The 14260-nt window shown below is 67.9% G+C and carries 14 protein-coding genes and 1 pseudogene; 5 read left to right on the top strand and 10 right to left on the bottom strand.

The features are described from left to right. Positions 1–5 precede the first annotated feature (5 nt). From lptE to K8940_RS23975, 3 genes and pseudogenes are all read left to right on the top strand, one after another. Positions 6–506, top strand: coding sequence for an LPS assembly lipoprotein LptE (gene lptE / locus K8940_RS23570; protein WP_223392458.1), 501 nt, complete (start codon positions 6–8; stop codon positions 504–506). Next, positions 506–1558: a DNA polymerase III subunit delta gene (holA, locus tag K8940_RS23565; RefSeq protein WP_223392457.1), complete on the top strand. Its 1053-nt coding sequence runs from the start codon at positions 506–508 to the stop codon at positions 1556–1558. Before lptE ends, holA begins: the two co-directional genes overlap by 1 nt. 160 nt (positions 1559–1718) lie before the next feature. Next, positions 1719–1840 (top strand): annotated as a pseudogene (locus tag K8940_RS23975) (hypothetical protein); the annotation flags it as partial. Positions 1841–2058: 218 nt separating this feature from the next. Here K8940_RS23975 and K8940_RS23560 read toward each other — a convergent pair. The 6 genes from K8940_RS23560 to K8940_RS23535 all read right to left on the bottom strand — a co-directional run bounded on the left by K8940_RS23560 (position 2059) and on the right by K8940_RS23535 (position 8093). Further along, positions 2059–2988 carry a ParB/RepB/Spo0J family partition protein gene (locus K8940_RS23560; RefSeq protein ID WP_223395968.1) on the bottom strand — a complete coding sequence of 310 codons (930 nt, stop codon included), beginning with the start codon at positions 2986–2988 and terminating at the stop codon, positions 2059–2061. 59 nt (positions 2989–3047) lie between these two features. Next, on the bottom strand, positions 3048–3851 hold the full coding sequence (locus K8940_RS23555; protein ID WP_223392456.1) for a ParA family protein: 804 nt from the start codon (positions 3849–3851) through the stop codon (positions 3048–3050). Further along, on the bottom strand, positions 3841–4491 hold the full coding sequence (rsmG, locus tag K8940_RS23550; RefSeq protein ID WP_223392455.1) for a 16S rRNA (guanine(527)-N(7))-methyltransferase RsmG: 651 nt from the start codon (positions 4489–4491) through the stop codon (positions 3841–3843). The genes K8940_RS23555 and rsmG overlap by 11 nt, the downstream gene beginning before the upstream one ends. Further along, positions 4481–6337 (bottom strand): tRNA uridine-5-carboxymethylaminomethyl(34) synthesis enzyme MnmG, encoded by a 1857-nt coding sequence (gene mnmG / locus K8940_RS23545; RefSeq protein WP_223392454.1) that lies wholly within the window; start codon positions 6335–6337, stop codon positions 4481–4483. The genes rsmG and mnmG overlap by 11 nt, the downstream gene beginning before the upstream one ends. A gap of 168 nt (positions 6338–6505) precedes the next feature. Continuing rightward, the gene (gene mnmE / locus K8940_RS23540; RefSeq protein WP_223392453.1) at positions 6506–7846 is read right to left on the bottom strand and encodes a tRNA uridine-5-carboxymethylaminomethyl(34) synthesis GTPase MnmE; all 1341 of its coding nucleotides are present in this window, start codon (positions 7844–7846) and stop codon (positions 6506–6508) included. Positions 7847–7850: 4 nt separating this feature from the next. After that, positions 7851–8093 (bottom strand): DUF6489 family protein, encoded by a 243-nt coding sequence (locus K8940_RS23535; RefSeq protein WP_223392452.1) that lies wholly within the window; start codon positions 8091–8093, stop codon positions 7851–7853. 129 nt (positions 8094–8222) lie between these two features. On the opposite strand from K8940_RS23535, the gene K8940_RS23530 reads away from it, so the two are divergent. After that, positions 8223–8933 carry a dienelactone hydrolase family protein gene (locus K8940_RS23530; RefSeq protein WP_223392451.1) on the top strand — a complete coding sequence of 237 codons (711 nt, stop codon included), beginning with the start codon at positions 8223–8225 and terminating at the stop codon, positions 8931–8933. Continuing rightward, a complete protein-coding gene (locus K8940_RS23525) occupies positions 8933–9898 on the top strand; it encodes a quinone oxidoreductase family protein (protein WP_223392450.1) in 966 nt (321 codons plus the stop codon). The genes K8940_RS23530 and K8940_RS23525 overlap by 1 nt, the downstream gene beginning before the upstream one ends. Positions 9899–9981: 83 nt before the next feature. Here K8940_RS23525 and rho read toward each other — a convergent pair whose 3' ends face one another. The 4 genes from rho to hemE all read right to left on the bottom strand — a co-directional run bounded on the left by rho (position 9982) and on the right by hemE (position 14218). After that, entirely contained in the window at positions 9982–11406 is a 1425-nt protein-coding gene (gene rho / locus K8940_RS23520; RefSeq protein ID WP_223392449.1) for a transcription termination factor Rho, read from the bottom strand. Between the two features lie 264 nt (positions 11407–11670). Further along, positions 11671–12174: a CopD family protein gene (locus K8940_RS23515; RefSeq protein WP_223392448.1), complete on the bottom strand. Its 504-nt coding sequence runs from the start codon at positions 12172–12174 to the stop codon at positions 11671–11673. Further along, entirely contained in the window at positions 12135–13175 is a 1041-nt protein-coding gene (gene hemH, locus K8940_RS23510) for a ferrochelatase (RefSeq protein ID WP_223392447.1), read from the bottom strand. Before hemH ends, K8940_RS23515 begins: the two co-directional genes overlap by 40 nt. Further along, entirely contained in the window at positions 13172–14218 is a 1047-nt protein-coding gene (gene hemE / locus K8940_RS23505; RefSeq protein WP_223392446.1) for a uroporphyrinogen decarboxylase, read from the bottom strand. Before hemE ends, hemH begins: the two co-directional genes overlap by 4 nt. Positions 14219–14260 lie beyond the last annotated feature (42 nt).

Genomic DNA, 14260 nt, shown 5'->3' with positions numbered 1-14260 from the left:
GACCGATGAATCGCACCCTGGCAGCCGCCGCTCTCGCCCTCTCGACCCTGGCCCTGTCCGCCTGCGCCGGCTTCACGCCGCTGTATGGCCGTCCGGGCGTCGGAGGCGGTCTATCCAGCATCGAGACGGTCGCGGCCCAGGGTCGCGGCGGCTACTTGCTGCGCGAGCAGCTGGACGACGCCCTGGCCCACCGCCAGGGCAGTCCGGCCGCCTACAAGCTGATGCTGTCGGTCAATGAGCAACGCTTCGCGCGCGGCGTACGCCTGGACAACACCGCCAACCGCTACGAACTGCGGATGAGCGTCAACTGGCGCCTGCTGGACGCCAAGACCGGCGTGGAGGCCCACAAGGGCCTTACGGAGGTCTCGGTGACCTACGACTCCGCCGACCAGCCCTACGCGGCCATCGCCGCCCAGAACGACGGCCAGGAACGCGCCGCCGCCGAGGTCGCCCGCAAGATCCAGCTGGACCTGGCCACCTGGCTGGCGGGCCGGAAGCCGGCCTAATGATCCTCTCCAAGCGTCCGGACGTCGAACGCTTCCTGAAGGAGCCGACCCCGGACATCCGGGCCGTGGTCATCTACGGCAAGGACCGGGGCGTGGTGCGCGATCGCGCCAACGCCCTGGCCAAGCGCGTGGTCGAACGCCCGGACGACCCCTTCGACACCGCGATGCTGACGGACGTCGACCTGGACGCCGATCCGGCCAAGCTGGAGGACGAACTGTCGGCCCTGTCGCTGATGGGCGGCCGCCGCCTGGTGCGCCTGCGCCTGGGCGGCGAGAAGGCCGGGCCCGACAAGCAGGCCTCCGAGGCCCTGACCCGCCATGTCGAGGGTCAGTTGAACCCCGACGCCTTCTTCCTGGTCGAGGCCGGGGCCCTGGGCCGCGACTCCCTGCTGCGTAAGGTCGGCGAGAAGCTGGGCGGCTGCGCCGTCATCCCCTGCTACGAGGACGAGGCCGGCGACCTGGCCCGCCTGACCCGGGACACCCTGGCCAACGACAAGCTCAACCTGAACAGCGAGGCGCTGGACCTGTTCGTCTCGCGCCTGCCCAAGGAGCGTGGCGTCGCCCGCGCCGAGATCGAGCGCCTGGCCCTCTTCCTCGGCCCCGGCAGCGGCGCCACCGCGACGGCGGCGGACCTGACGGACTTCCTGGGCGTCGAGCCCGAGGCCTCGCTCAGCGACGCGGCTGCCGACGCGTTCGGCGGGCGGGCGGGCGCGGCCCAGACGGCTCTCCGCCGCGCGGCGGCCGAGGGCGAAGGCGGCCCGGCCGCCGTCCGGGCCATGAGCTACTATCTGGGCCGTCTGCGCCGGGTGCTGACCCTGCACAAGAACGGCGTCGACCTGCAGGCCGCCGCCAAGGCCGCTGGCGTCTTCTGGAAGCAGGAGCGCGAGTTCCTGCGCCAGGCGCGCGGCTGGAACCTGGAAGCCATCCTGGAGATCCAGGGCGAGATCCTGACCGCTGACCGAGCCTGCAAGACCTCCGGCTCGCCCGACCAGCTGATCGCCGAGCGCCTGGCGCTGATGATCGCGGGTCGCGCGCGGCGGTTGGGGCTGTAGGGCGCTTACGCTCCATCAAACCCAGAATGATCTCCGCGCCCTTCGTCACCGCGCCAAGGAAGGTCGCGATGGCGCTGAATGTATCTAGGTCGATCATGGCCGAACTCCTGTTCGGTTGACGATCGCTCGACTGCATCAGCGGGGGGCTTAGCTTTCCCTCTCGTGTCATCCCGGCCGAAGCGTAGCGTAGAGCCGGGACCCAGGGGCGGCCCGCAAGGTGGCACGCTCCCCCTGGGTCCCGGATCGTCCCTCCGGGCCGTCCGGGATGACACGGGGGGTTAGCCTGGAAAATTGGCCTCAAACCCCCTGCTTGCGCGCCTGTGGATAGGATTCAGGAAAGCCTTATCGGACAAGCGCTTGCGGCTGAAAACAGCCCACAGCGCCCTCCTCTCACGAAAACGGCGCCTCCCGGAGTACGGAAAGGCGCCGTTCGGTGCGCGACAGAGGCGATTTCAGAAGGCCCAAAAATCGCTCATCCGCACGCTTTAATGTGCGTCCGATCAGGTCGACCAGTCGGCCGTCCCGCGGGTCAGCCGGTTGCAGAGGTCGTCCAGCTGCTCGAGCGTCGCGTAGGTGATGGTCAGGGTCCCGGTCGCGCCGCGATGGTCGATCGAGACGTCCAGGCCCAGGACCGACGACAGGTCAGCCTCGAGGGCCTGGGTGTCGGTATCCTTCACGCGCGGCGGACGGCCGCCCTTGTTCTTGGACGGGGTCGCGGTCGGGGCCTTGCGGGCCAGGGCCTCGGTCTCGCGGACCGACAGGCCGCCCGCGATGATCTGCTTGGCCAGGGCCACCGGATCGGCCGCTGCGGCGATGGCGCGAGCGTGACCGGCCGACAGCTCGCCGCTGACCAGGTATGACTGCACCTCATCCGGTAGGGCCAGCAGGCGCATGGTGTTGGCGACGTGGCTGCGGCTCTTGCCGATGGTCTGGGCGATCGCTTCCTGGGTGCGCTCGAACTTCTCCATCAGCACCTTGTACGAGAGCGCCTCTTCCAGGACGTTCAGGTCGGCGCGCTGGACGTTCTCGATGATGCCGATCTCCAGCACCGCCAGGTCGTCCAGCTCGCGCACCATGATCGGCACGGTGCGCAGGCCCGCGCGCTGCGCCGCGCGCCAGCGCCGTTCGCCGGCGACGATCTGGTATTCTCCCGGCGTGTCGGGCGACGGCCGCACCAGGATCGGCTGCAGCACGCCCTTCTCGCGGATCGAATTGGACAGATCCTCGAGGTCTTCCTCGCGGAAGGTCCGGCGCGGCTGGTCCGGATTGCGCTTCAGGATCTCGATCGGCGCCTCGCGCGAACCGGCGGCGGCGTCGCCCGGGGCCTGGGCCGGCGCGGCCTCGACTTCGCCCAGCAGGGCGGAAAGTCCGCGTCCCAGACCACGACGCCCTTCGGCCATACCCGGCTCTCCCACCACGGCGGTCTCCATCACACTATCAGTCAAGCTACGGTTCTAGGTTCAGGTCTTACTTGGTCAGGCGGGCCAAACTAGGCGGCTTGGGCCTGACGGTCGCGTTCGCGGCTGATCACCTCGCGGGCCAGCTTCAGATAGGCCTGGCTGCCGGCGCACTTCAGGTCGTACAGCAGCACGGGCTTGCCGAAGGACGGGGCCTCCGAGACGCGGACGTTCCGCGGAATCACCGCGTCATAGACCTTGTCGCCGAAGTGGGCGCGCACGTCGCTGGCCACCTGTTCGGACAAGCTGTTGCGGCGGTCGTACATGGTCAGCACAACCCCTTGGATCTCGAGGCGCGGATTGAGGCTGCCCCGCACCCGTTCGATCGTCCGCATCAGCTGGGTCAGGCCCTCCAGGGCGAAGAACTCGCACTGCAGGGGCACGAACACCGCATCGGCGGCGGTCATGGCGTTGACCGTCAGCACGTTCAGCGACGGCGGGCAGTCGATCAGCACATAGGTGTAGGGCCCGTTGGCGCGGATGGTCTCCAGGGCGTCGCGCAGACGGTAGGACCGACGGGCGGTCTGACCCAGTTCGATCTCGATACCCGACAGGTCGGCGTCGGCCGGTATGACGTCCAGGCCCGGCAGCTCGGTCTTCACGGCGGCGTCGACCACCGGCGACTCGCCCATCAGCACGTCATACAGCGTGGTGCGGCGCGCCGTGCGGCCGATGCCCAGGCCCGTCGAGCAGTTGCCCTGCGGGTCGGCGTCGATCAGCAGCACGCGCTCGCCGCAGGCGGCCAGGGCCGTGCCCAGGTTGATGGCGGTCGTGGTCTTGCCGACCCCGCCCTTCTGGTTGGCGATGGCCAGGACGCGGAGAGGATTAGCGGACACGGGAAAGCCTCTTCACTTGAACGATGCGGCCACGCGGGTCGCTTTGACTGGGAAGCAGCTCGCTGGCGAACGACCAGGCCTTGCGGGCCTCGGTCAGTTCGGTCGCGACGTCCTGTCCCTTGAGGAACAGGCCGGTCGCTCCGCGATGCAGATAGGGTTCGGCGAAGCCGAGAAGCTTGGTCATCGGCGCGCAGGCCCGCGCGGTGACGACGTCGACCTTCAGCTTCAGTGTCTCGGCCCGGACATTGTGGATCTCGACGGGCAGGTCCAGCGCCTGGGCGGAGACCTCCAGGAAGCGGCAACGCTTGGTCATGCTCTCCACGAGATGGACCTTGGCGCCCTCCTGCCCTTTCAGGAGTATGGCCAGCACGACCCCGGGCAGACCGGCGCCCGCGCCGAGATCGGCCCAGGTGCGCGCCTCGGGCGCCAGCGCCAGCAGCTGCGAGCTGTCCAGGGCGTGGCGGGTCCAGTAGGTGGCGATGGTCAGCGGGCCGACGAGGTTCATGACCTCATTCCACTCGGCCAACAGGTCCTGGTAGCGCGTCAGATCAGCGATCTGGGCGTCAGAGGCGCCGGTAAGGGCTTGGTAACCAAGCGCGTCCAGCACCGGGGGCTCAGCGAGAAGCGCTTCAGGCTGCACGGCCGCGCCTCACATGGGCCAGCAGCGCGGTCAGCGCGCCGGGCGTGACACCCTCGATGCGGGCCGCCTGGCCCAGGGTCAGGGGCCGCACGCGGGCCAGCTTCTCGCGCACCTCGTTCGACAGGCTGCCGATGTCGGCATAGTCGAGATCGGCCGGTAGGCGCAGATCCTCGTCCTTGCGCAGCGACTCGGCGTCGGCGCGTTGGCGGTCGAGATAGCCGGCATAGGCCGCCTCGATCTCGATCTGCTCGCGGACATCAGTGTTCCACGTGAAAACCTCGGGCCAGATGCGGCCGAGGTCATCGAGTGTCACATCCGGATAGGCGAGCATGGCGAAGACGTCGCGGCGCACGCCGTCGCTGTTGACCTTGAACCCGGCCTTCACGGCCTCGTTCGGGGTCAGGCTGACCGAGCGGGCGAAGGTGCGCGCCGCTTCCAGTCGCGCCTTCTTCTCGGCCCAGGCCTGAGCGCGGGTGTCGCCGACCACGCCCAGGGCGACGCCACGATCGGTCAGGCGCTGGTCGGCGTTGTCGGCGCGCAGGGTCAGGCGGAACTCGGCCCGGCTGGTGAACATCCGATAGGGCTCGGTGACGCCCCGGGTGACCAGGTCGTCGATCATCACGCCGATATAGGCCTCGTCGCGGGCGAAGACGGCGGGCTCGCGGCCCTGCACGGCCAGGGCCGCGTTCAGGCCAGCGACCAGGCCTTGCGCGCCCGCCTCCTCGTAACCCGTGGTGCCGTTGATCTGTCCGGCCAGATACAGGCCCGGCAGGCGCTTGGTCTCCAGCGTGGCGTAGAGCTCGCGCGGATCGACATAGTCATATTCGATCGCATAGCCGTAGCGGATCACCTCGACGTTCTCGAGGCCGGGGATCGTGCGCAGGAACAGCAGTTGGGTTTCTTCCGAAACCGAGGTGGAGATGCCGTTCGGATACACCGTGTCGTCGTCCAGGCCTTCCGGCTCCAGGAAGATCTGGTGGCTGGTCTTGTCGGCGAAGCGGACGACCTTGTCCTCGATCGACGGGCAATAGCGCGGACCGATCCCCGTGGCGCGGCCGCCATAGACCAGGGATTCGCTCAGCCGTTCGGCGATGATCCGATGGGTCTCTTCGGTGGTGAAGGTGACGCCGCAGGCGATCTGCGGGATGTCGATCCTGTCGTTCAGATACGAGAACGGGACCGGCTCGTCGTCGGCGGCCTGACTGTCCAGGCGGTCCCAGGCGATGGTCTTGCCGTCCAGGCGCGCAGGCGTACCGGTCTTCAGCCGGCCCATCTGGAAATCCAGGCCGTACAGGCGATCCGACAGGCCGATCGAGGGCTGGTCGCCCACCCGTCCGGCCGGGGTGCGGGTCTCGCCCAGATGGATCACGCCCTTCAGGAAGGTGCCGGTGGTCAGGATCACCCGGGAAGCGCGGTACGCCCGCCCCTCCCCGTCGATCGCGCCGGCCACTCGTCCATCCTCGACGATCAGGTCCTCGGCGGCGGCGGCGATGATGTCGAGGTTTTCCGTGGCGGCCAGCTCGGCCTGCATCGCCTCGCGATAGAGCTTGCGGTCGATCTGGGCGCGCGGACCGCGAACGGCCGGTCCCTTGGAGCGGTTCAGCATCCGGAACTGGATGCCAGCCTTGTCGGCCATGCGGCCCATGACGCCGTCCAGGGCGTCAATCTCGCGGACCAGGTGACCCTTGCCCAGGCCGCCGATGGCCGGGTTGCAGGACATCTCGCCAATGGTTTCCAGCTTGTGGGTCAGCAGCAGGGTGCGCGCGCCCGTGCGCGCCGAGGCGGCCGCCGCCTCGCAGCCGGCGTGACCGCCGCCGATGACAATGACATCCCAGGTGTTGGACAACGAACTCGCCTCAATGCGAACGCCCCCGGACCTGCGGGGGCGCTGGACTCGACATATACGCCAATCAGCCGATCGGGTCGATGCGACTCCCTGGCGTTTCACGTGAAACGCCCACGGCACAGCTGTGAGCGTGCTGTGGACAATATGGGGAAGGTTTCACGTGGAACATCACTTGCCGATGCAGAATGTCGAAAAGACGCGGCCCAGCACATCCTCGGGATCGACCCGGCCAGTGATCTTCTCCAGGGCGCGCGCGGCCAGACGCACGTCTTCGGCGGCCAGTTCCACCTCCAGCCCCACTTCCGACAGGGCCCTGGCCAAATAATCCTGAGCCTCTCGGAGACGTTCGGCGTGGCGCAGGCGGGTCGCCGCCGGGAATTCCGCGCCGGACAGGGCGTCGGCCACATGGGCGGACAGGGCGTCGCGAACCTCGGTCACCGCATCGGCCGAGCGGGCCGACAGGCGCAGGACCCGAAGGCCCTCCCCCGCCCATCTCCGCTCGGCTTCATCGAGCGTCGACGGCTCGGCGATGTCGGCCTTGTTCAGCACCAGCCAGTCGCCGCGCCGAACCCCCTCCTCAAGCTTCACTGTATGTTTCACGTGAAACCCATCGACGACCCAAAGCCTTAGGTCGGCATCCTCAGCCCAGGCCCGCGCCCGGCGGACACCCTCGGCTTCGATCGCATCGGCCGTTTCGCGGATCCCGGCGGTGTCGGCGAGCAGGACCTTGTAGCCGCCCAGCACCAAGGGGACCTCGATGACGTCCCGGGTCGTACCCGGCGTATCGGTGACGATCGCCGCGTCGCGCTCGACCAAGCCGTTCAGGAGAGTGCTCTTGCCAGCGTTCGGCGCGCCGACCAGGGCGATGCGGAAACCGTCCCGCACGCGGCGGCCACGCGAAACATCGGCCAGGGCCGCCTCCAGTTCAGCGCTCAGGATCCGCAGCCCCGGACGGGCCCGCTCGGCCACCTCCTCCGGCAGGTCCTCGTCGGGAAAGTCGACGGCCGCTTCCAGCATGGCCAGCGACTGGACCAGCAGATCGCGCCAGCGGTCGTAGCGCTGGCTCAGCGCCCCACCGACCTGGCCCAAGGCCTGCCGGCGCTGGGCCTCGGTCTCGGCGTCGATCAGGTCGGCGACCCCCTCGGCCTGGGCCAGGTCCAGCTTGCCGTTCTCGAAAGCGCGACGGGTGAACTCGCCCGGCTCGGCCAGGCGCAGGCCCAGCTCGATCAGGGCCGACAGCAGCGCCTCGACGACGGCGCGCCCGCCATGCACGTGAAACTCGGCGCTATCCTCGCCCGTATAGCTGGCCGGTCCCTCGAACCGCAGGACCAGAGCCTCGTCCAGCTCGACACCGCCGTGACGAAGCTTGCGCAGAGCAGCCAGGCGCGGCTTGGGCGGTTTTCCCGTGAGGGCCTCGACCGTCGACAGGGTCGCCGGACCCGACACGCGCACCACGGCCACCGCCGCTCGCCCGGCCGCCGTGGCCAGGGCGAAGATCGTATCCGTCATGCGTTCAGGGCTTCCCAGCGGCCGCGCCGGCGGCGGCCGTCATCAGTTTGCGGAACTGCTCCTGGGCGCCGGCGCCGAACGCCATCCAGTTCTTCAGCAGTTCCTCGGGCGCCAGCATCGCCATGTTGGCGTCCATGCGGTTCTGCATTTCCTTGACCAGGTGCTCGTTCAAGCCACTGACATCCGGAAGGCCTAGAAAGGCCCGCGCCTCGACGGGCGTGCAGTCGATCTCGATGGTCATCTTCATCGGGTGGTTCCCTTCGGTCAGGGCACGATATTGTTATGGGGCAAGCCCGTCGGCGCAGGTTAGAGCGCTTTGGTCGAAAGTCACATTGGTCCGGATTATTTGGGACCCAGTAAGGGACGGAGAGCTGCGATGAGCGAGACCCTCACGATCACCACGCCTGACGGCGCCTTCTCGGCCTATGTGGCGCGGCCCCAGGCAGTCAGCGCCCCCGCCATCGTCGTGATCCAGGAGATCTTCGGCGTCAACAAGGTGATGCGCGACATCGCCGACGGCCTGGCCGCCCAAGGCTATGTCGCGATCGTGCCCGACCTGTTCTGGCGGATCGAGCCCGGGATCGACATCACCGACCAGTCCGAGGCCGAGTGGAAGCGGGCCTTTGAGCTGTTCAACGCGTTCGACGTGGACGCCGGCGTCGGCGACATCGCCGCGACCATCGCTGCGGCCCGCAAGCTGAACGGCGTCAACGGCAAGGTCGGCGCGGTCGGCTATTGCCTGGGCGGCCTGCTGGCCTTCCTGACCGCCACCCGCACGGACGTCGACGCCTCGGTCTCCTACTACGGGGTCGGCGTCGAGAAGCATGTCGGCGAGGCCGAGAAGCTGAACCACCCGCTGCTGATGCACATCGCCGAGAAGGACCAGTTCGTCCCGCCGGAAGCCCAGCAGGTTATCCTCAACGCGCTGAAGGATCACCCGCAGATCGAGATCCACACCTATGCCGGCCGCGACCACGCCTTCGCGCGCGAGGGCGGCGCGCACTACGACGCGGCCGACGCGGCCAAGGCCAACGGCCGCAGCCTGACCTTCTTCCAGAAGGCCCTGGCCCAGAAGGACCCGGCCTGATGCTGGCGATCCAGGCGGTTCGCTCCGGCGGCCCCGAGGTCCTCGAGGCCGTCGAGCTGCCCGTCCCCTCGCCGGCCGCCGGCCAGATCCTGGTCCGGCACCAAGCGGTGGGCCTGAACTATATCGACACCTATCACCGCTCGGGTCTCTATCCGCTGAAGATGCCAGCGGTGATCGGGCTGGAGGCGGCAGGCGTCGTCGAGGCCCTGGGCGATGGCGTCACCCGGTTCCAGGTCGGCGACCGCGTCGCCTACAACGGGACCATGGGCGCCTATAGCGAGGCCGCGGTCGTTCCGGCCGAGCGCGCGGTCAAGGTCCCCGAGGGCGTCAGCCTGGAGACGGCGGCGGCGGTGATGCTCAAAGGCATGACCGCCGAATTCCTGGTCCGCCGGTGTTTCCACGTGAAACCCGGCGACCTCGTCCTGGTCCACGCGGCCGCCGGCGGCGTCGGTCAAATCCTGGTGCAGTGGTGCAAGGCCCTGGGCGCGACCATCATCGCCACGGCTGGCGGCGCGGCCAAGGTCGCCCTCGCCCGCGATCTCGGCGCGGACCATGTGATCGACTACAGCCACGAGGACGTCGCCGTCCGCGTCGGCGAGCTCACGGGCGGCAAGGGCGTGGCGGTCGTCTATGATGGCGTCGGCAAGGATACCTGGGACGCCAGCTTCAAGAGCCTGGCCCGCCGCGGCGTGCTGGTCACCTTCGGCAACGCCTCGGGCCCGGTCCCGCCGTTCGCGCCGCTGGAGCTGTCGGGCAAGTCTCTGTTCGTCACGCGCCCGCGCCTGTTCGACTACATCGCCACGACCGAGGAACTGGACGAGAGCGCCCAGGCGCTGTTCGCCGTTCTCGCCTCGGGCGCGGTGAAGATCGACATCGGCCAGACCTTCCCTCTCGCGGAGGCGCGCACCGCGCACGAGGCGCTGGAAGGCCGCAAGACGACCGGAGCGACCTTGCTCATTCCGTAGGGCTGGCAACACCGATCGGACCGACAACAAAAAGGCCCCGGTGCTACCGGGGCCTTTCTCGTATCGAATGAGTCTGGTTGGACTCAGGTGTTCATAGACTGGAAGAAGTCGCCGTTCGTCTTCGACTGGCGCAGCTTGTCCAGCAGGAACTCGATCGCGTCCGAGGCGCCCATCGGGTTGAGGATGCGGCGCAGGACGTAGGTCTTCTGCAGCTGATCCTTCGGGGTGATGAGCTCTTCCTTGCGGGTGCCCGACTTGAGCACGTCGATGGCCGGGAAGATGCGCTTGTCGGCGACCTTACGATCGAGGACGATTTCCGAGTTACCGGTGCCCTTGAACTCTTCGAAGATGACTTCGTCCATGCGGCTGCCGGTGTCGATCAGGGCCGTGGCGATGATCGAGAGCGAACCGCCCTCTTCAACATTCCGCGCCGCGCCGAAGAAGCGCTTCGGGCGCTGCAGGGCGTTGGCGTCGACACCGCCGGTCAGCACCTTGCCCGACGACGGGACGGTGGTGTTGTAGGCGCGGCCCAGACGGGTGACCGAGTCCAGCAGGATGACGACGTCGCGCTTGTGCTCGACCAGACGCTTGGCCTTCTCGATGACCATCTCGGCCACCTGGACGTGGCGGGTCGCCGGCTCGTCGAAGGTCGAGGCGATGACCTCGCCCTTCACCGTGCGCTGCATGTCGGTGACTTCTTCCGGGCGCTCGTCGATCAAGAGGACGATCAGGTAGCACTCGGGGTGGTTGGTCTCGATCGACTTGGCGATGTTCTGCAGCATGACCGTCTTACCCACGCGCGGCGGGGCGACGATCAGGCAGCGCTGGCCCTTGCCGAGCGGAGCGACGATGTCGATGACGCGGCCCGAGCGATCCTTGATGGTCGGATCGGGCAGCTCCATGTGCAGGCGCTCTTCGGGATAGAGCGGCGTCAGGTTGTCGAAGTGCACCTTGTGGCGCACGTTCTCGGGGCTCTCGAAATTGATCTTCGAGACGTTGGTCAGGGCGAAATAGCGCTCGCCCTCGCGCGGCGAGCGGATAGCGCCGTCGACGCTGTCGCCGGTGCGCAGGCCATACTTCCGGATCTGCGACGGCGAGACGTAGATGTCGTCCGGGCCCGGCAGGTAGTTGGCTTCCGGCGAGCGCAGGAAGCCGAAGCCGTCCTGCAGCACTTCCATGGTGCCCGAGCCCGAGATCTCCACGCCTTCCTCGGCGAGGGTCTTCAGGATCGCGAACATCATGTCCTGCTTGCGCATGGAGTTGGCGTTCTCAACCTCGAAGGTCTCGGCGAACGCCAGCAGGTCGGCCGGGGATTTCTCCTTCAGCTCCTGCAGGGACATGGACTTCAGGCCTAGGGCCGCGACGGCCTCGGCGATGCCGGAGCCGTCGTCGTCGCCCTCGCCTTCCGCCTCGGCGGCGGCTTCGGCGGTCGTATCGACGACCTCGACGGTCTCTTCGGTGGCCGCTTCTTCAGCAGCCGGGATTTCGTTTTCGGTTTCTTCGGTCATGACAAGACTCAAGGGTGGGCGCGGACCCAAGGCGGAGTCCGGCCGGTAAGACTTCGATGGTCACGCCGGTCTGCCCACGGGGACGGACCAGGCGAGCGCGTCGGTTGACGATGACGCGGATCGTTCGGGGGTCGGACCTTGGAGCGGATCGCTCGCGGGGCGCGCCAGGACGGGCGCCAGTCCGTAGAGAGGGAGTCCGGAAAATCCGAACTTCCCTGGATCCAAACCACGCTGAGGACGACCGGTCAAGCGCCGGCCATACCCTCAGTGGTTCAGGAACTTCGTCGTCACCGAGATAACGATGACGATCGCCAGCACGAACGGGATCTCGTTGGTGATCCGCCAGAACTTTTCCGAGCGGACGTTCTGGCCACGCTCGAACTTCTTGCGCGAGGCCGACAGGAAGCCGTGCCAGCCATAGAGGCCGATCAGGGCGACCAGCTTGGTGGCCATCCACGGTTCCAGCAGGAAGCTCCAGCCGCGGATGGCGCTGTCGGCCAGGATCAAGCCCAGGCCGAACACCGCCGTGGCGATCGAAGCCGGGTTGATGATCCCGCGCAGCAAGCGGCGCTCCATGACCTTGAAGGTCTCGTCCATCTCCGAGCCCGGGGCGGCCTTGGTGTGATAGACGAACAGGCGCGGCAGGTAGAGCATCCCGGCCATGAAGGCGATGACCGACAGGATGTGCAGACCGCGCACCAGGTTGAAGTGCGCCACCAGAAAATCGATCACGCCGAGGCTCCCTCTTTGCACGGGCAGTTGGACCACTCAGGTCCGCACCGCCAGTCCGACGCGGGCAGAATTTTACCGCTCGTCTGGAGCGCGCCAGCCACGGTCTTGGCCAGGCCCGCGATGAACTCCGGCGCCACGCCCAGCGCCGGCACGCGGATGTAGGGGGCGACCCCGACCGCCTTGGCCAGCTCGGCGTATTCGTGGTCGAGCTCGACCAGGGTTTCCACATGCTCGGAGACGAAGGCGATCGGGGTGACGATGACGCCCTTCCCGTCCGACCCGGCCCGGCGGATCTCCTCGTCGGTCGAGGGACCGATCCACTTCATCGGCCCGACGCGGCTCTGGTAGCAGACCGTCCAGTCCAGGTCCGCCGGCAGCCTGGCGGCGACGGCCGCGGCGGTCGCCTCGATCTGCTTCTGGTACGGGTCGCCGGACAGGGTGACCTTTTCCGGCAGACCATGGGCCGAGAACAGCAGGCGGACATTCGCCGGCGAACCGGCCTTTTCCCAGGTCTCGCGGATCAGCCGGGCGTGCGCCTCGATCAGGCCCGGCTCGTCCGGATAGCAGCAGACGCTCGTCTGGCGGCCCGGACCCGAATAGGTTTCGCCCCAGGCCTTCAACGACGATCCGGTCGTGGTCGCCGAAAACTGCGGATAGAGCGGCAGCAACACGATCTCGTCGGGACCGAACGCCTTCACCTGTTTCGCGGTCTCGCCGGTCAGCGGGTTCCAGTAGCGCATGGCGATGAAGCACTTGGCCTCGACGCCCGGAAGCGCCTTGGCCAGCTCGGCTTCCAGCGCCCTCGCCTGCTTTTCCGTTTCCGGCAGCAGCGGCGAACCGCCGCCCATGATCGCGTAGTTGGCCTTGGCGGTCTTCTCGCGGGTCGTCGCGATCAGGGCCGCGATCGGATAGCGGGCGATGGCTGGCAGGCCGATGATCGCCGGATCGCGGAACAGGTTGAACAGGAACGGCCGCACGGCGCGCGGCCCGTCCGGCCCACCCAGATTGAACAGGACGACAGCGAGCTTCCGGCTCACCGCGAAACGACCTTCTGACCGGTGACCCGCTCCAGCACCAGTTCGACATTGGCGATCGGCGTGTCGGGCAGGATGCCGTGCCCCAGATTGAAGATGTAGGGACCCTGGTTCCATTGTTCCAGGAGTTCGTCGACCCGACGCAGCAGCGCGTCGCCGCCGGCCCGCAGCAGCAGGGGGTCCAGCGCGCCCTGGATGGTCTTCGACTTCTGGATCGACTGGCCCAGCTTGGCCGAGGCCGAAGTGTCGAGCGCCACGCCCTGAACCGGCGTCTTGGCCGCGTAGTCCTCGACCAGCGTCCCGGCGCCGCGCGGAAAACCGATGATCGGCACGGTGACGCCGCGCGCGCGCAGGCCCTCGATGATCCGGATGTGCGGCTGGGTGACCAGGCGATCGAACAGCGGCTCGGACAGGCCCTCGGCCCAGCTCTCGAACAGCTTCAGGGCCTGGGCCCCGGCGTCGACCTGCATGGCCAGGTAGTCGATTGTCGAGTCGACCAGCACCTGGATCAGAGCGTCCAGCTGCTCGGCGTTCTGATAGGCGAAGGTCCGCGCGCCGCTGCGATCGCTGGAGCCCTTCTCGATCATGTAGGTCGCCACGGTCCAGGGCGCGCCGGCGAAGCCGATCAGGGCCTTGTCCGGATCGAGCGCCGAACGAACTCTCGTCAGCGTCTCCCCGACGAGCGAAAGGGCCTTGCCCGCCTCGCCGGCCTTTTCGGCCATGGACTCGATCGACGGCATCTCGCCCAGCTTCGGACCCTCGCCGGCCTCGAACCAGACCTTCTGGCCCAGAGCCCCCGGGATCAGCAGGATGTCGGCGAAGACGATCGAGGCGTCGAACGGAAACCGGCGCATCGGCTGCAGGGTGACTTCCGCCGCCTTCTCGGGATCGAAGCAGAAGCTGATGAAGTCCGGGGCCGTCGCCCGCACCGCGCGGTACTCCGGCAGATACCGCCCCGCCTGGCGCATGAACCAGATCGGTGGGTTCGCGTGCTTCTCACCGGCGAGCGTTGAGAGAAATTTAGGAGTCTGGGTGGGAGACGTCATGGCTCGGGTTAAAGCCCGGTCCTCGCTCGGGCTCAAGCCCGT

Origin of the sequence: Caulobacter segnis (assembly GCF_019931575.1) — a bacterium.
GTDB lineage: Bacteria > Pseudomonadota > Alphaproteobacteria > Caulobacterales > Caulobacteraceae > Caulobacter > Caulobacter segnis_C.
The sequence above is the reverse complement of the archived record's forward strand: the minus strand, read 5'-3'. Positions and strand labels throughout refer to the sequence as shown.